Source organism: Devosia elaeis (assembly GCF_001650025.1).
In the GTDB taxonomy this organism is placed as follows: domain Bacteria; phylum Pseudomonadota; class Alphaproteobacteria; order Rhizobiales; family Devosiaceae; genus Devosia; species Devosia elaeis.
The window spans coordinates 38,175-53,992 of the sequence record NZ_LVVY01000076.1 but is presented as its reverse complement, the minus strand read 5'-3'; the positions used below and the strand labels follow the sequence as shown (position 1 = coordinate 53,992).

15 protein-coding genes are annotated in these 15,818 nt (G+C 65.6%); 7 read left to right on the top strand and 8 right to left on the bottom strand.

The window, feature by feature from the left end; genetic code table 11:
- Positions 1-107 precede the first annotated feature (107 nt).
- The 5 genes from A3840_RS08370 to A3840_RS08350 all read left to right on the top strand — a co-directional run bounded on the left by A3840_RS08370 (position 108) and on the right by A3840_RS08350 (position 6,724).
- Positions 108-434, top strand: a complete 327-nt coding sequence (locus A3840_RS08370) for a hypothetical protein (RefSeq protein ID WP_067454746.1) — start codon at positions 108-110, stop codon at positions 432-434.
- 53 nt (positions 435-487) lie between these two features.
- Entirely contained in the window at positions 488-1,621 is a 1,134-nt protein-coding gene (locus A3840_RS19990; RefSeq protein ID WP_245676576.1) for a methyl-accepting chemotaxis protein, read from the top strand.
- Entirely contained in the window at positions 1,618-2,262 is a 645-nt protein-coding gene (locus A3840_RS19985) for a methyl-accepting chemotaxis protein (protein ID WP_067454740.1), read from the top strand. Before A3840_RS19990 ends, A3840_RS19985 begins: the two co-directional genes overlap by 4 nt.
- A gap of 193 nt (positions 2,263-2,455) precedes the next feature.
- Complete coding sequence (locus tag A3840_RS08355; RefSeq protein ID WP_067454737.1) at positions 2,456-4,507, top strand: methyl-accepting chemotaxis protein; 2,052 nt, start codon at positions 2,456-2,458, stop codon at positions 4,505-4,507.
- 147 nt (positions 4,508-4,654) lie between these two features.
- Positions 4,655-6,724: a methyl-accepting chemotaxis protein gene (locus A3840_RS08350; RefSeq protein WP_067454734.1), complete on the top strand. Its 2,070-nt coding sequence runs from the start codon at positions 4,655-4,657 to the stop codon at positions 6,722-6,724.
- 130 nt (positions 6,725-6,854) lie between these two features.
- Here the strand turns inward: A3840_RS08350 and A3840_RS08345 are convergent, their stop codons facing one another.
- Together A3840_RS08345 and A3840_RS08340 are read right to left on the bottom strand one after the other, a co-directional pair.
- On the bottom strand, positions 6,855-7,358 hold the full coding sequence (locus tag A3840_RS08345; protein WP_067454731.1) for a disulfide bond formation protein B: 504 nt from the start codon (positions 7,356-7,358) through the stop codon (positions 6,855-6,857).
- 81 nt (positions 7,359-7,439) lie between these two features.
- Positions 7,440-8,270, bottom strand: coding sequence for a DUF72 domain-containing protein (locus tag A3840_RS08340; RefSeq protein WP_067454728.1), 831 nt, complete (start codon positions 8,268-8,270; stop codon positions 7,440-7,442).
- Between the two features lie 135 nt (positions 8,271-8,405).
- Between A3840_RS08340 and A3840_RS08335 the strand changes: the two genes are divergently transcribed.
- Together A3840_RS08335 and A3840_RS08330 are read left to right on the top strand one after the other, a co-directional pair.
- Entirely contained in the window at positions 8,406-9,209 is an 804-nt protein-coding gene (locus A3840_RS08335) for a thermonuclease family protein (RefSeq protein ID WP_245676575.1), read from the top strand.
- Positions 9,206-10,684 (top strand): M48 family metalloprotease, encoded by a 1,479-nt coding sequence (locus A3840_RS08330; RefSeq protein ID WP_067454722.1) that lies wholly within the window; start codon positions 9,206-9,208, stop codon positions 10,682-10,684. Before A3840_RS08335 ends, A3840_RS08330 begins: the two co-directional genes overlap by 4 nt.
- On the opposite strand, the gene A3840_RS08325 is transcribed toward A3840_RS08330, so the two are convergent.
- The 6 genes from A3840_RS08325 to A3840_RS08300 all read right to left on the bottom strand — a co-directional run bounded on the left by A3840_RS08325 (position 10,685) and on the right by A3840_RS08300 (position 15,796).
- Positions 10,685-10,936, bottom strand: coding sequence for a Flp family type IVb pilin (locus tag A3840_RS08325; RefSeq protein ID WP_245676574.1), 252 nt, complete (start codon positions 10,934-10,936; stop codon positions 10,685-10,687).
- Positions 10,937-10,968: 32 nt separating this feature from the next.
- Positions 10,969-11,376, bottom strand: a complete 408-nt coding sequence (locus A3840_RS08320) for a (deoxy)nucleoside triphosphate pyrophosphohydrolase (RefSeq protein WP_067454719.1) — start codon at positions 11,374-11,376, stop codon at positions 10,969-10,971.
- Entirely contained in the window at positions 11,376-12,122 is a 747-nt protein-coding gene (locus A3840_RS08315; RefSeq protein WP_067454715.1) for a GNAT family N-acetyltransferase, read from the bottom strand. Before A3840_RS08315 ends, A3840_RS08320 begins: the two co-directional genes overlap by 1 nt.
- A 1-nt stretch (position 12,123) precedes the next feature.
- Positions 12,124-13,359, bottom strand: coding sequence for a bifunctional glutamate N-acetyltransferase/amino-acid acetyltransferase ArgJ (argJ, locus tag A3840_RS08310; RefSeq protein ID WP_067454712.1), 1,236 nt, complete (start codon positions 13,357-13,359; stop codon positions 12,124-12,126).
- A 94-nt stretch (positions 13,360-13,453) separates the two neighbouring features.
- The gene (locus tag A3840_RS08305; RefSeq protein WP_067454764.1) at positions 13,454-15,448 is read right to left on the bottom strand and encodes a BCCT family transporter; all 1,995 of its coding nucleotides are present in this window, start codon (positions 15,446-15,448) and stop codon (positions 13,454-13,456) included.
- Positions 15,449-15,562: 114 nt separating this feature from the next.
- Positions 15,563-15,796 (bottom strand): putative antibiotic biosynthesis monooxygenase, encoded by a 234-nt coding sequence (locus tag A3840_RS08300; protein WP_131798274.1) that lies wholly within the window; start codon positions 15,794-15,796, stop codon positions 15,563-15,565.
- Positions 15,797-15,818: the final 22 nt, after the last annotated feature.

The window sequence follows — 15,818 nt, the reverse complement described above, 5'->3', positions numbered from 1 at the left end:
AAGATTGGAGCTTGACCTCAATGCCCGATTAAAGAAGCAAATATTAAATGGTCGAGGCGCAAGCTTTGCGCCCTATGCCTTGCATTGTCCGACCAGGTGACTTCGTCATGCAGAGTGCGGCGGCTTCCCCAAGCCAGACCAAGGGCGCGATGCTTCCGGCATTGGCCGTGGCGGGATTTGCCCTGGTGGGTGGCGGCGCCGCGCTCAACATGCCGCCGGCAACGGGGGAGATGGGCGTGGTCTTCGCGCCCTGGACCGGGCAGAGCGAGGCTCTTGGCGCTATCGTGGCGGCGGGCGGATATGTGGTCGATTCCGGCCGGTTTTCCAATGTGATGATCGCCTATGGCGCCGATCCGGGCTTTGCGGCCCGCATTCGGGCCGAAGGCGCCTGGCTGGTGCTGGCCGCGACTGGATTGTGCGCGCCGGCGGAATAGGACGTCGTTTGGTGCCGGTGCCGGGCACCGGTTGAGTAACCCAGGAGGGTGCCTTGTCTCTCGATCAACTTCGCAGCAGGGCGGCGCTGGCTTTGGCCGCAACCGCGATCGTTCTGGCCCTGGCGGTGGGCATTGCCGAATTCGCCCATGTGGGCGGGCTGGGGCCCGCCACGGGTCTGGCCGGCTTCGCCCTCGCGGCGCTGACCGCCGGCTTCTGCTTCTTCCGCAACAGTGCGACCTTCCGCTATCTGGCGGTGTCGGTGCTGATGGCCCAGGTCATGGCGGGGCTGGTGGCGCTGCGCGGCCATCCAATGCAGATCGATGTGCATATGGCGTTCTTCGCGGCTCTGGCCATGTGCGCGCTGCTCTACGACGTCCGGGCAATCCTCTTGGGCGCGGGGCTGGTGGCCGTGCACCATCTGGGGCTCGGCATGACGCTGAGCGACCTGGTCTTCTATGGCGAGGGCGGGCTGGGCCGCGTCCTGTTGCATGCCGTCATCCTTGTCGCCGAGGCGGCGGCCCTGGTGTGGATGACGCGCAATACGCAAATGCTGCTGGAGCTTTCATCGGTCAAATCCGACGAGGCGGAGGCCGGCGCCCGCCAGGCGCAGGATTATGCCGAGACGGCGCAGCGCAACCTGGCGGCGGTCAATGCCCATATCGAGGAGATGCAGCATTTCCAGCAGCAATTCGCCGGCGTGGCGGAAGCAGCCAATGCGGGCGATTTCAGCCAAAGGGTGGAGGCCCGGTTCAAGGACGGGGAACTGAACAACCTGGCCGAGGGCATCAATGCGCTGACCCGGACCTTCGACCGGGCCGTGACCGAAGTGGGCACGGTGCTGGGCGCCCTCGCCGATACCGACCTGACGCGCCGCATGGAAGGGGATTACCTGGGCAAGCTGGCCCGGCTCAAGGCCGATACCAATGCGGTGGCGGACAAGCTGACCGAGGTGGTGGGCCAATTGCGCGCCACTTCGGGCTCGCTCAAGACCGCCACGGGCGAAATCCTCTCGGGTGCCAACGATCTGTCCGAGCGTACCACCAGGCAGGCAGCCACGATCGAGCAGACCTCGGCCACGATGGAGCAATTGGCGGCCACGGTGCTCGCCAATGCACAGCGGGCGCAGGAGGCGAGCCAGAGGGCGGCCCTGGTGACCAACACGGCCGAGAATGGCGGCGCGGTGTGAGCGAGGCCAATCATGCCATGGAGCGGATCACCACGTCGTCGGGCAAGATTTCCAACATTATCGGCATGATCGACGATATCGCCTTCCAGACCAACCTCCTGGCGCTCAATGCCTCGGTGGAGGCGGCGCGGGCGGGAGAGGCCGGCAAGGGCTTCGCTGTGGTGGCCGTGGAAGTGCGGCGGCTGGCGCAATCGGCGGCGCAGGCCTCGAGCGAGGTCAAGAGCCTGGTCGAGCAGAGCGCCGACGAGGTCAGGGGCGGCTCGCGGCTGGTGGCCGATGCAGCCGGCAAGCTGCAGGCCATTCTCGAGGCGGCCCGGGCCTCCAATACCATCATGGATTCCATCGCCCATGAAAGCCGCGAACAGGCCTCGGCCATCGAGGAGGTCAATATGGCGGTGCGGAACATGGACGAGGCGACCCAGCACAATGCGGCGCTGGTGGAAGAGATGAATGCGGCGATCGAGCAGACGGAGGCGCAGGCGAACGCGCTCGACCGGATCGTCGATATCTTCGCGCTGGAGGAGCGTCGGCCGCAGATGCCGCCGCAATCCGGCGGGCGGCGGAAAAGCGGTGCGGAACCGGCCCGCGCCTATCTGAGCCAGGGCAATGCGGCGCTCGAGGCCGACTGGGCCGAATTCTAGCCACCGGCCATCAAAAAGGCAGGGACAGGGCCTCCAGCGAAGAATTTCTGCCGGTTCGGACGGAAAAACGGCATCGAAATCGTTTGCAGGGCGCCGCCGTATAAGATTCAGTAACCGTCATCTCCTAGCGTCATCCGTGGTTCTACGCGGCCTGCAGAATACAGGCTGCGGTTCCGCATGGGGGAGAACAGCTATGAAATCCATCGCGCGCCTCTTGGGCAATGTGCGCATGACCACCACCATATTGGTACTGGTCCTGGCCTCGATCATCGGTTCCATCGCCGTGGTGTCCGCATCGATCTATGTGAACCTGCATGGGCAGGCCATGGCCGATAGCCGGGTGCAGCAGGAAACCAATCTGGGCGTGGCCGCGACCATCCTGGAGCGGCGCATTTCGGGTTCGGTGCTGACCTGGAGCGAGGACGGGACCATCTCGGCCTTCCAGAGCTGGGCGATCCCGCCCTTCTACGACAGCGAGGTGATCGATTCGGTGACCCGCGTGACCAAGCAGGACGCGGCCATCTATGTGCTGACGCCCGATGCGAGCCAGCTTGCCGCCAAGACCACCAGCATCGTGCTGGCCGACGGCGCGCGCGCCGTGGACCACTTCTTGCCGGAGGGCAGCGAGGCGGTGGCGCGGATCATGGCGGGCGAGGCCTATCTCGGCCCGGTGGAGCTGGACGGCATAACCTATTTCTCGGCCCTGCAACCGATCAAGAAAACCAATGGCGAGGTGATGGGCGCGATCTTCGTGGGCACGCCCATGGCCAATATCGAGGCTTCGGCCAATAGCGTTTTGGGCCTGATCGGCATGGTCGGGGGGCTGGTGACCGTGGTCCTGGGCCTGATCGGCTTTATCGCCTCGCGCTTCATCACCCGGCCCATTCCGCGCCTTGCCGGCGCCATGGACGAGATTGCCGAGGGTAATTACGAGGCCGACGTGCCCTATACCGAAATGGGCAATGAGGTGGGCGCCATGGCGCGGGCGGTGGAAGTGTTCCGCCAGAACGGCTTGCGCGTCAGCCAGATGACCGAGGCGGAAGCGGCGCGCATCGTCGCCGACGAGGAGAGCCGGCGGCAGATGATGAGCCAGCTCCAGAGCGCTTTCGGCGAAGTGGTGGATGCGGCGGTGGCCGGCGACTTCTCCCGCCAGGTCAATGCGGAATTCCCCGATCCCGAACTCAATGCGCTGGCCGGCAGCGTCAACAATCTCGTCGGCACCTTCAATCGCGGCGTGACCGAGATCGGCGAGGTGCTGGGCGCCATGGCCGATACCGATTTCACCCGCCGCATGGAAGGCGAATATGAAGGCGCCTTCGCCCGGCTCAAGGCCGATACCAATGCGGTGGCCGACAAGCTGAGCGAAGTGGTGGGGCTATTGCGCCAGACTTCCGGCTCGCTCAAGACCGCGACCGGCGAAATCCTCTCCGGCGCCAACGATCTTTCCGAACGCACCACCAAGCAGGCCGCCACCATCGAGGAAACCTCGGCGGCCATGGAGCAATTGGCGGCCACCGTGCTCAAGAATGCCGAGCGCGCCCGCGAGGCCAGCGCCAATGCCGCCCGGGTCACCCATACCGCCGAGGAAGGCGGCAAGGTAATGGATGCGGCCAATGAGGCCATGGACCGGATCACCCAATCCTCGTCCAAGATTTCCAACATTATCGGGCTGATCGACGACATCGCCTTCCAGACCAACCTCCTCGCGCTCAATGCCTCGGTGGAAGCGGCGCGGGCGGGCGAGGCCGGCAAGGGCTTTGCCGTGGTGGCCGTGGAAGTCCGGCGGCTGGCGCAGAGCGCGGCGCAGGCCTCGAGCGAGGTCAAGGCGCTGATCGAGCAATCGAGCGGGGAGGTGACGACCGGCTCCAAGCTGGTGGGCGACGCCGCCAGCAAGCTTGCCACCATGCTGGAAGCCATCCGCGACAATACCGCGGCGCTGGAAGCCATTGCCCGCGACAGTGCCGAGCAGGCCACCTCGATCGAGGAAGTCACTTCGGCGGTGCGCACCATGGACGAAATGACGCAGCACAATGCGGCCCTGGTGGAAGAGACCAACGCCGCCATCGAGCAGACCGAGGCCCAGGCCAGCGAGCTCGACCGGATCGTGGACATTTTCGCCGTCGATAGGGCGGAAATCGCGCCCGGCGACAATGTCCAGGCCCAGCAGCGGGCCCTGCGCGCCGCCGCGCCCAGGCTGCGCAGCCAGGGCAATGCCGCCCTGGCCGCCGATTGGGACGAATTCTGAATCGATCCCGGAAAAAAGACGTGCGGCCCGTCGGTTAGGGCCGCCGTCACATTTAGAGATAATACTCGGTTAAGGGGCTTTCTTTAGGGTCTTTCCCAAGGGCGCCGTCCATGGGGGTACGGGCGCGGTAGTTTTGGGGGCCTCACCTTGGCCAATATTTTCGTCCGCTTTCTGGGCAATATCAGAATGACCGCGATGATCGCGGGTCTGGTCATTTCCGCCATCATCATGTCGATCGGCGCCGTCACCACGGCGACCTATCTCAACCTGAGCGCATCGAGCCGCGCCGAGGCCATGGTGCGCCTGGAAAACAGCTTGCGGACGGCAGCGACCGTGGCCGGGAGCAATCTGCCTGCCGCCGAGGTCACCTGGGCCGAGGATGGCAGCCTTGCCGCCCTGCGGACCTGGGCGATGCCGCGCATCTTCGTCAATCATAACCTGGTCGATTCGATCGCCAACCTGACCGGAGAAAGCGCCACGATCTACAGCGCCGAAGGTCCGGGCAAACCGCTCGAGGCGTTGAGCAGCACGCTGGTGGGTGCGGATGGCGCGCGGCTGGTGGGCGGCGTGTTCGCCGCGGACGATCCGGCCTATGAAACGGTGATGAGCGGGCTGCCCTATTTCGGGGAGGCCGAGATCGCCGGCAATTCCTATTACACCGCCTATCAGCCGGTGGTGAACCAGCAGGACGAGGTGATCGGCGTCATCTATGCCGGCATGGACAAGGCCAAGCTGGAAGCGGCCATCCTGGATACGCTCTGGGTGCTGCTGGGCGTGGGCGCGGTATGTTTGGCCATTCTGGGCGTGCTCGGCTATGCGCTGTCGCGGCTGATCACCGGGTCGGTGCCCCGCCTGGCGCAGACCATGAAGGCGATCGCCGAGGGCGATTACGAGACCGCGGTGCCCTATGTGGAGCGCCGCAACGAAATCGGCGAGATGGCGCGCGCCGTGGAAGTGTTCCGCGAAAACGGGCTCAAGGTCAGCGCCATGACCGAGGAGGAGCGTGCCGCCGCCGAGCGCCGCCGCATTGAGCGCACCGACATGATGGTGGCGCTGCAGGCCGCTTTCGGCGAGGTGGTGGACGCCGCCATTGCCGGCGATTTCAGCAAGCGCGTGCATGCCCAGTTCCCCGACGAGGAACTCAACAGCCTGGCCGGCAGCGTCAATGCGCTGGTGGAAACGGTGGATCGCGGGCTGTCGGAAACCGGCGAGGTGCTGGCGGCCATGGCGGAAGCCGACATGACCCGCCGCATGGAGGGCGATTACCAGGGCTCCTTCGCCAAGCTCAAGGCCGACACCAATGCGGTGGCCGAAAAGCTGAGCGAACTGATCGGCGGGTTGCGCACCACCTCGCGGGCGCTCAAGACCGCAACGGGCGAAATCCTTTCGGGCGCCAACGACCTTTCCGAGCGCACCACCAAGCAGGCCGCCACCATCGAGGAAACCTCGGCGGCCATGGAGCAATTGGCCAATACCGTGGCCGAGAATGCGCGCATGGCCGACGATGCCAATATCAGCGCCAATTCGGTTTCCGCCGACGCGACGCGTAGCGGCGAGGTGATGGAGCGGGCCAATGAGGCCATGGAGCGGATCACCCAGTCCTCGGCCAAGATTTCCAACATTATCGGCATGATCGACGACATCGCCTTCCAGACCAATCTCCTGGCGCTCAATGCCTCAGTGGAAGCGGCGCGGGCGGGCGAGGCCGGCAAGGGCTTTGCAGTGGTGGCCGTGGAAGTGAGGCGCCTGGCGCAAAGCGCGGCCGAGGCCTCCTCGGAGGTCAAGGCGCTGATCGAAGCCAGTGCCAGCGAGGTCAAGACCGGCTCGGACCTGGTCTCGAGCGCGGCGGGGCAGTTGCGCGACATGCTGGGCGCGGTGACGGAAAATGCCGGCCTGATGCAATCCATCGCCAAGGCGTCCAAGGCGCAGGCCGCTGCCATCGAGGAAGTCAGCGTGGCCGTGCGCACGCTGGACGAGATGACCCAGCACAATGCGGCGCTGGTGGAAGAGACCAATGCGGCCATCGAGCAGACCGAGGCCCAGGCCAGCGAACTCGACCGGGTGGTGGACCTGTTCACCATCGATGCCGGGAGCAAGCCGGCAGCCGCTCCGGTCGCGCCGCCGCCGCGGCTGGAAAAGGAAAAGCTGCGCAGCGCCGCGCGCTCCTATCTCAGCCAGGGCAATGCAGCGATCTCGGCGGATTGGAGCGAGTTCTAGCCCGGGCGGGCATATATTCGCTGAACAAAAGAGGGCATGCGGATTTCCGCATGCCCTTCTTTTTGTCCCGCGATGCGGAGAAATCTGATCCCGGGGCGGAGCCTCGGTAGCCGATACCAGTGCGAAACGCTCAACGCTTTCGACGTGCCTGGAAGAGCATGGCGAAGCCGAGGAACCCGACAATGGCCAGCGAGATCAGGGCATTGTAGCCGGCCAGGGAAAGGCCGAGGAAGCGGAACTGCACCACGTCGCAGCCGATCACCGGTTGCAGATCGTTGAGCGAATCGAGCGACAGGCTGCCACCGGCGCCGACGCCCGAACAGGCGGTGGGGCCGGGCCAGAAGCCCCATTCGACGCCGGAATGGAAGACGCCCAGATAGGTGCCCCAGGCGAAGAGGGCGGTGACGATGGCCATGGCCAGATACCAGACCGGCAGCGGCAGGCGGTTCCACAACACCAGGATCAAGGCCAGGAGCGGCAGGCCCCAATAATAGGGCAGGCGCTGTTCGAGGCAGAGTTCGCAGGGCTGCAGGCCCGCCAGATATTGGCTGCCCAGGGCGCCGAGAATGGTGGCGAGGCCGAGCAGGAAAGCGCAGCCGGCGGCAAGCTTGTCGAGCGGGCGAACATTGGTCATGGACGATCTCGGAATGACGCTGTGGTTGCAAGCCCAATAGACCCCGCTTGCGGCAAAAGCCAGACGGGAACAGGCTCGTGATCAATCGCCGGGCAGGGCGAGGCCCAGCGCCTGGCGCAGGGCGATGGCATTGGCCGGAGCATGCAATTTGTCCTCGTGGACGAAATAGGCAAAGACATCGCGGCCCTGTTCCGCCCATTGGCCGATCGTGCCGGCCCAGTCGGCGATATCCTCGGGGCTGTAGCTATCGGCATCGGCGCGGGCGGGGCCCTGCAGGCGGCAATAGGCGAAATCGGCGGTCAGCTCGCGGCCCGGATTGTCGGCCGTATCGGCGATGACGCGGGCGACATTATGCGCCTTGAGCAGGGCATGGGCGGGGGGATCATCGAAGCTCTTGTGGCGCGGTTCGATGGCGTGGCGAATGCCGGTGACGCCATTGGCTTCGAGATAGGGCCTGGCCTTGGCGCCTTCAGCCTGGCCTGCCAGGGCCAGATAGGCGTCGATATCGCGGGGCAGCAGCGCCAGGAAGGCCGCGAGGCTTTCGGCATCGAAGGCGAGGTTGGGCGGCAATTGCCAGACGAAGGGACCGAGCCGGTCGCCCAAGGCCAGGGGACCGGAGGCGAAGAAATTCGCCAGGTCAGGCGCGCAATTCCTGAGCCGGCGGATATGGGTCACCAATTGCGGGCCCTTGACGGAGAATTGGAAACCTTCGGGCGTTTCGCCGGCCCAGCGCGCAAAGCTTTCCGGCTTCTGATTGGCACGGAAGGTGGCGTTGATCTCGATGGAGGTGAGGCGGCTGGCGGCATAGGCCAGTTCCTTTTTCTGCACCAGCCCCTTGGGAAAGAACGTGCCGCGCCAGGGTTCATAGACCCATCCGGCCGTGCCGGTCCTGATCGTGCCTTTTGCTGCCATGGGCGGTCTCCTCGCCGCCAGCTTGGCCCGGACGCAGCGTCTTGGCAATGCGGCGCTAAGGGCCGTATGCGCTCGGTAATCTTTTTTTGCCTTATTTCCATGCATGGTGAACGAAGTCCTGTTCGGGGTTTTCGCTTGCATCGCACTGCCATCGCTTCCCTTGCTGCCGCCATGCTTGCCGGAGCGCACCCGGCTGCCGGTTGCGACGGCTTGCGCATGGCGCCAGGCGGCCTGGTGAGCGAGGTGGTCGACGGGGACACGGTACTGCTCGATTCGGGGCTGGCCGTGCGGCTGATCGGCACCCAGGCGCCGAAGCTGGCCCTGAGCCGGGAGGATTTTGCCGATTGGCCCCTGGCCCATGAGGCCAGGGCGGCGCTGGCGGAACTGGCCCTGGGCAGAAATGTGCAGCTCGGCTATGGCGGGGAGGAAAAGGACCGCTATGGGCGGGCCCTGGCCCATCTCTTCGTCGAAGACGGCGACACCCCGATCTGGGCGCAATCGCGGATGATCGAAGCGGGGCTGGCGCGGGTCTATTCCTTTCCGGACAATCGGCGCTGCCTCGATCAACTTTTCGCAGGCGAGGCCCAGGCCAGGGCGGAGAAGCTTGGCATCTGGGCCGATCCCTATTACAGCGTGCGTGCGGCGGATCGCCCGGATGACTTGCTCGGCCGGGTGGGAGATTATGAACTGGTCGAGGGACGAGTCGTGCTCGCCGACAGGAGCGGGTCGCGCGTCTATCTCAATTTCGGCCGGTACTGGAAAGAAGACTTCACCGCCGTGATCGAAGCGCCCGCGCTCCGCCTGTTCGAGCGCGATGGGTTCGATCCATTGGTGTTGGAAGGCGCGCTGGTGCGCATACGGGGCTGGGTGGATGAGCGGGATGGTCCGCGCATCGAGGTGACCCACCCCGAGCAGATCGAGGTTGTGGCGAGGCCATGAAAGCGCTCCGGGGCAAAAACGTGCTGCGCGTGACCCTTCTGTCGGTGAGCCTTTTGGCGCTCGCCGCCTGCACGTCGCTGACCGGGTCCAATATCAGCGTGGGCCGGACCGGCGACAATCCGGCGCCCAATGTGGTGCCGGCGGGCACCGCTCCGGACGACGAGGTGCTGGGCCGGCGCGAGCATCCGCGCATCGTCGCTGCCTATGGCGGAGTCTACGAGGACCGGCAGGCCGAGATCATGGTGGCGCGGATCGTGGGCCGGCTGCTGGCGGCGGCCAACCAGCCCAATGCGCAATTCCAGGTCACCATTCTCGATACGTCCGAGGTCAATGCCTTCGCCCTGCCGGGCGGCTATATCTATGTGACGCGCGGCATCCTGGCCCTGGCCTCCGATACCAGCGAGCTGGCGGCGGTGCTGGCGCATGAAATCGCCCATGTCACCCTGCGCCATGCGCGGGCGCGGACGGACAAGACGCGCAATACCCAGATCGTGGACCGGGTGATCACCGGCATTTTCGGCGGCGATACCTCGACCGACGCCACGGCCAATCGCACGCGGCAGTCGCTGGCCGCCTTCAGCCAGAACCAGGAACTGGAAGCAGACCGGGAAGGCATCAAATTCGCCGGCAAGGCGGGCTACGATTCGCAGGCCGCGGCGCGCTTCCTCGGCGTGATGAGCCGGTTCGCCGCCTTCTCCTCGGGCTCGGTCAAGGGCGATGACGGGTTCCTCTCCAGCCATCCCTCCACGCCCTCGCGCATCGAGACGGCGATGAATACCGCACGCTCCATGTTCGGGGCGGCCGGCGGCGGGGAAACCGACAGGGAAGGCTATCTCTCGGCCATTTCCGGCCTCACCTTCGGCGACAGCCCGGCCCAGGGCACCATTGTGGGCCAGCGCTTCATCCATTCGGCTTCCAAGTTCACCTTCGCGGTGCCGCAGGGCTATACGCTGCAGAATTCGCAGAGCGCGGTGGTTGGCGTGGCCGGGGACGGCGAGGCGGTGCGCTTCGACAGCGCTGCCGTGCAGCCCAATATGGCGCTCACCGATTATCTCAAGTCGGGCTGGATTGCCGGGCTCAAGGCCGAAACCGTTTCGGCCCATAGCTATAACGGCATCGAGATGGCCTCGGGCCTGGCGCAGACGGACCAATGGTTCTTCCGCGTGGCGGTGATGCGGCTGGACGGTGAAGTCTATCGCTTCATCTTCGCGGCCAAGGCGGACAGCCAGCGCTTCATGCAGGGCGCCGAGACGACCATCCAGAGCTTCCGGCGCACCGAGGCGGCCGATCTCAACCAGATCCGCCCGCTTTCCATCCGGCTGGTCACCGCCAGGGCGGGCGACAATGCCGACAGCCTGGCGCGGCAGATGGCCAATATTCCGGGCGGCCGGGACCTGTTCTATATCCTCAACAACCTGTTCCCCGGCGATGCCGTGGTGCCGGGGCAGCGCTACAAGGTCGTCGCCTCGCGCTGATCAGCCGAGCTTTTCGGTCTGGCGGGCGATGACGTTGCCGGCTCCGCCCGGGCCGGTGCCGAAGAGATTGCCGAGCGCATCGCCGAAAATGGTGAAGCTGGCGATGCAGGCGACGGCGATCATCGCGCCCAAGAGCGCATATTCAATGGCGGTGGCGCCATCCGGATCGGCCAGGAAGCGGCGCATGGCCCGTCCGATCCATCGCGTCCCGCGGAAAACCGGCTCCCGCTTCTTCGCATGATCCTCGGACATTTCTGTGCTCCATGCTGGATGGCCTTCTGGCCTCACAGAAGATCGCAGAGCGCTGCGATCAGGGGTTCGTCGGCCGGGGGCATGGGATAATCGCGCAGGGCCTGTGGCCTGACCCATTTGAGGGCGGCATGCTCCAGCGATTGCGGCGTCCCCTGCCATTTGCGGCAGACGTAAAGTGGCATCAACAGGTGAATGTTTTCGTAAGAATGGCTGGCAAAGGAAAGCGGCGCCAGGCAGGCTTGCTTGGTCTCGACGCCCAGCTCCTCGCGCAATTCGCGGATCAGGGCCGCTTCGGGCGTTTCGTCCTTTTCGACCTTGCCGCCGGGAAATTCCCAGAGGCCCGCCATGGCCTTGCCTTCGGGCCGCTGGGCGATCAGCACCCGGCGGTCGGCGTCCACCAGGGCGCAGGCGACGACGAGCAGGAGCGGCTTTTGGGTCATCATGCTTCCTTGGGAATGCGATAGAGATAATCGTATTGGTGGCGATAGCCGAGGCCGCCATAGAGCGCCTTGGCCGCCTCATTGTCGGCCTGGACATTGAGCGCGGCGATAATGGCGCCATTGGCCCGTGCCCAGGCGAGGCCGGTCCGCATCATGGCGGCAGCGAGGCCCTGGCGGCGACGAGTGGGGTCGGTGATCACATTGCCGGTGATGACGATGCCATCGGCAATGGCCATCAGACCGGAGGCGACCGGCGCGCCGTCGCGATAGATTACGATGCCGGCGGCGGGCACCGTCAGGACGGCGAGCAGGGCCCGCAAATGGTCCATGGTGCCGGCGCCGTATTCCTGCAAGGCCTGCTGGGCGGCCAGAAAATCCGGATCGAGCGGCGCCAGGGCCCGGCCCTGGGGATCGGGCTCGGTTTCGCCCAGCGGCATGGCGTAGAGATGGCTCCGGTCGATCGCACGCCAATCGGCCGCATCCAGCGCCGCGGTCAGGGCCGGGCTTTGCAGCGGGGTGGTGCGGATGACGGGCGGCAGGTTGCGGGCGGCGAACCAGGCCCTGCCCGCTTCGAGCCGGGCCGGGGCGTCATCATTGTCCGCCGGGTCGAAGCATTGCAGCGAATTGGCCCGCTTGGTGTAGCCATTGGCTGCACGGCGCACCCAGGCGCCGTCCCATTCCACCGCGATGCCCGGCCAGGCCTTGAGCCCGGCGCGCTCGAAGGCGGCGATGTCCGGAAGCGTCATGTCAGCTCCGGTAATCGCCATTGATGGTGATGTAGCCATGGGTGAGGTCGCAGGTATAGACCGTGGCGCGCCCTTCGCCGAGGCCGAGGCTGACGGTCAGTTCCAGTTCCTCGCCCTTCATATAGGCGCTGGTGGCCGCTTCGTCATAGCCGGGCGCGCGCTCGCCTTCCCTGGCCACCAGCAGGTCACCGAAGCGGATGGAAAGCCGGTCGCGGTCGGCTGGCTCGCCAGCCTTGCCCACGGCCATGACCACGCGGCCCCAATTGGCGTCCTCGCCGGCAATGGCGGTCTTGACCAGGGGGGAATCGGCGATGGACTTGGCGATGCGGAAGGCGCTGTCGTCGGAGACCGCGCCTTCGACATGTACCGAGACCTGCTTGGTGGCGCCTTCGCCGTCGCGCACCACATGGATGGCGAGCTCGAACAGCACGTCCGAAAGGGCTTCGCCGAAGATTTCGGCGCGGGGATCGTCGAGGCTCAGGATGGGGTCGATCGCCGCCTTGCCGGTGGCGAAGGCAAGGAGCGTGTCCGAGGTGGAGGTGTCGCTGTCCACGGTGATGGCATTGAAGCTGGTGCGGGTGTGCCGGGCCAGCAGGGCCTGCAGCACGTCGGCGGCGATGGGCATGTCGGTGACGACGAAGGAGAGCATGGTCGCCATGTCCGGGGCGATCATGCCGGAGCCCTTGGCGATGCCGTTGATCCTGATCTCGATGCCGTCGATCTCGAGCACGGCGCCCGACAGCTTGGGGAAGGTGTCGGTGGTCATGATCGCCCGGGCCGACTCGATCCAGGGCGTATCGACCAGGCGGGTGGCGCAATCGTCCAGGACCCCGGCGAACTTGCCGGCATCGAGCGGCTCGCCGATGACGCCGGTGGAGGCGAGGAAAATCTCGGCGGTGGAGCAGCCCAGGGCAGCGGCGGCGATCTCGGCCGTCTTGCGCACGCTTTCCTTGCCCTTGATGCCGGTAAAGGCATTGGCATTGCCCGAATTGACCACCAGGCCGCGCGCCAGGCCGCCGGGCAGGTTGGTGCGGCACCAGTCGACCGCGGCCGAAGAGCATTGCGAGCGGGTCAGCACGCCGGCGGCCACGGTGCCCTCGTCGAAGGCCATCAGCAGCACGTCGGTGCGGTTCTTGTACTTGATGCCGGCTTCGGCGGTGGCGAAGCGCACCCCGGCGACCGGCGGCAGGTCCGGATAGGATTTGGGAGCGAGGGGAGAAACCGGATGCGCGGCCATGACCAGGAACCTTTGAGGGGCAAATCTTTTGCCTTGGTGTGCCTCAAAGGTGTGCCGGGCGCAAGATAGCGCAGCCGGCCGGGATGGGGCCCGCTCAGGTCTCGGCCTGATGCTCGGGCGCGGCATGCAGAAGCTGGACATCGGGCGATTTGATCAGGTGCAGATAGCGCTCGAACTGCACCAGCACATCGGCGATCAGCTGGTCGTGGCCCAGCCCCATGACGTCGTAGCCGCGATTGCCGCTGGAAAAATAGGTGCGGGCCTCATAGCGCTGGTCCGGCTTGCCGGTCGCCAGCGGGGAGAGGATGGCGACCGGATGGCTGGCGAGCGAGACGCCGTAGACGAAGTCGCGCATGCCCTCGGCGGGGGCCCGCAGCGCCACCGCGCCGTTCTCATCCTCCTCCACATGGGCGGCACGGCCGCGATTGGTCAGTTCCCTGGCCACCTGTTCCAGGGCCGGCCGCACCTGGCCGACGATGAAGGCCTTGATCTCGCGCTCGCTGGGCGCCTTGAGCATCAGCGCCAGGCGCCGCTGCCAGGTGATGCCGGCGGCGGGCTGGGCGGGCACGGCGCTGCCGTCCAATCCGCGGCGCAATTCCTGCGCCAGGTCGGCCCGCATTCCCGCCAGGAGCGACCAGAGCAGCGCGAGGATGACCAGGGCAAAGGGCAGGGCGCTGGCAATGGTGACCGATTGCAGGGCGCCCAGCCCGCCCGCCAGGAGCAGCACGGCCGCCACCACCCCTTCGAAGGCGCACCAGAAGACGCGTTGCAGCGTCGTCGTCTCGGTTTCGCCCCCGGCGGCGATGGCGTCCACGACCAGGGAGCCGGAATCGGCGGAGGTGACGAAGAAGACGCCGACCAGGATCACCGCCAGGGTGGAGGTGACAGCGGGGAAGGGCAGGTAGCTGAAGAATTCGAACAGACCGACCGAGAGATCGCTGGCGATGGCGGTACCGAGCGCCCCGGCCGCCTGGGTGCTGTCGATGAAGATGGCCGTATTGCCGAAGACGGTCATCCAGATGAAGGTGAAGCCAGCGGGGATGAAGAGAACCGCAGTGATGAATTCGCGCACGGTGCGGCCGCGGGAAATGCGGGCGATGAACATGCCGACGAAGGGCGACCAGGAAATCCACCAGGCCCAGTAGAACAGTGTCCAGGCATCGATCCAGGGCGTGGGCTGATAGGCATAGATGTTGAAGGTGCGCAGTACCATGGTGTCGAGGTAAAGGCCGAGATTCTGCACGAAATCGCGGAACAATTCGCCCGTCGGCCCAACCGCCAGCACGAAGAGCATCAGCAGGATCGCGACGAGCAGGTTGAACTCGGAGAGAATGCGCACGCCCTTGTCGAGGCCGGTGACGACCGAAATCGTCGCCAGGCCCATCACCACGGCGATGATCAGCAGCTGCACCTGGCTGGAGATCGGGATGCCGGTGAGGAAGTTGAGCCCGGCATTGATCTGCATGACGCCGACGCCCATGGAGGTGGCGATGCCGAAGACGGTGCCGACAATGGCGAAGATATCGACGGCATGGCCGATGGGACCGTTGATGCGCTCCTTGAGCAGGGGATAGAGCCCGGAGCGAATGGTCAGGGGAAGGTTGTAGCGATAGCCGAAATAGGCCAGCGACAGGCCGACGACGGCATAGATCGCCCAGGCATGGATGCCCCAATGGAAGAAGGTGACCGACATGGCCTCGCGCACCGCCGCGATCGAACGCGGTTCGGCGGTGGGCGGGACCATGTAATGGGTCATGGGTTCGCCGACGCCGTAGAACATGAGGCCGATGCCCATGCCGGCGGCGAAGAGCATGGCGATCCAGGAGAGGAAGCTGAAATCGGGACTGGCATCGTCCGGCCCGAGTTTGAGCGTGCCATAGCGGCTGAGGCAGAGCAGGAGCATGGCGGCGAGCACGATGCCCACGGTGAGCAGGTAGAGCCAGCCGAAATTGGTGAGAATGCCGGCCTGCAGACTGCCGAAGATTTCCTCGGCCTGGCTGGGAAAGCCGATGCCGACTGCCAGGAACAGGCCGATGACGAAAAGCGCTCCGAAAAAGACCGGAGCATTGATGACGAAACGCTTGACCATGACGCTGTCCCCCTGACGCTTGTGGCCGGCATATTTCCCCGTGAGGAAATATGCCGGCCACAACGCAAAAGGCGCGGGATCGCGTTTGGTTCCCCTCGCAGGTTTATTTACCCATCAGGCGGCCGGGGAGGGCTTGGGGCCGGCGATGAAGGCGCCGAAATGCCGGGTGATGAGGGGCACGACGGCCAGCACGATCGTACCGGTCATCATCGGCACCAGGATCAGGCTGCGCTGCCAGATGTCCCAACCGGCGGTCAGGGGCGTCAGGGCGTAGAGATAGAGCGTGACCACCGGATAGACGGCCAGGGTCATCAGCAGCATCATACGCAGGCGGGCGGGGAGGGACATGGGAAACTCCATCGAAACGGTA

Excerpts from the sequence above, each read along its gene's own strand:
- A3840_RS08300 (WP_131798274.1), bottom strand. The coding sequence starts at position 15,796 with ATGTCCCTCCCCGCCCGCCTGCGTATGATGCTGCTGATGACCCTGGCC.
- A3840_RS08340 (WP_067454728.1), bottom strand. The coding sequence starts at position 8,270 with ATGGCAGCAAAAGGCACGATCAGGACCGGCACGGCCGGATGGGTCTAT.
- A3840_RS08330 (WP_067454722.1), top strand. The coding sequence starts at position 9,206 with ATGAAAGCGCTCCGGGGCAAAAACGTGCTGCGCGTGACCCTTCTGTCG.
- A3840_RS08345 (WP_067454731.1), bottom strand. The coding sequence starts at position 7,358 with ATGACCAATGTTCGCCCGCTCGACAAGCTTGCCGCCGGCTGCGCTTTC.
- argJ (WP_067454712.1), bottom strand. The coding sequence starts at position 13,359 with ATGGCCGCGCATCCGGTTTCTCCCCTCGCTCCCAAATCCTATCCGGAC.
- A3840_RS08315 (WP_067454715.1), bottom strand. The coding sequence starts at position 12,122 with ATGACGCTTCCGGACATCGCCGCCTTCGAGCGCGCCGGGCTCAAGGCC.
- A3840_RS08370 (WP_067454746.1), top strand. The coding sequence starts at position 108 with ATGCAGAGTGCGGCGGCTTCCCCAAGCCAGACCAAGGGCGCGATGCTT.
- A3840_RS08320 (WP_067454719.1), bottom strand. The coding sequence starts at position 11,376 with ATGACCCAAAAGCCGCTCCTGCTCGTCGTCGCCTGCGCCCTGGTGGAC.
- A3840_RS08325 (WP_245676574.1), bottom strand. The coding sequence starts at position 10,936 with ATGTCCGAGGATCATGCGAAGAAGCGGGAGCCGGTTTTCCGCGGGACG.
- A3840_RS08355 (WP_067454737.1), top strand. The coding sequence starts at position 2,456 with ATGAAATCCATCGCGCGCCTCTTGGGCAATGTGCGCATGACCACCACC.
- A3840_RS08305 (WP_067454764.1), bottom strand. The coding sequence starts at position 15,448 with ATGGTCAAGCGTTTCGTCATCAATGCTCCGGTCTTTTTCGGAGCGCTT.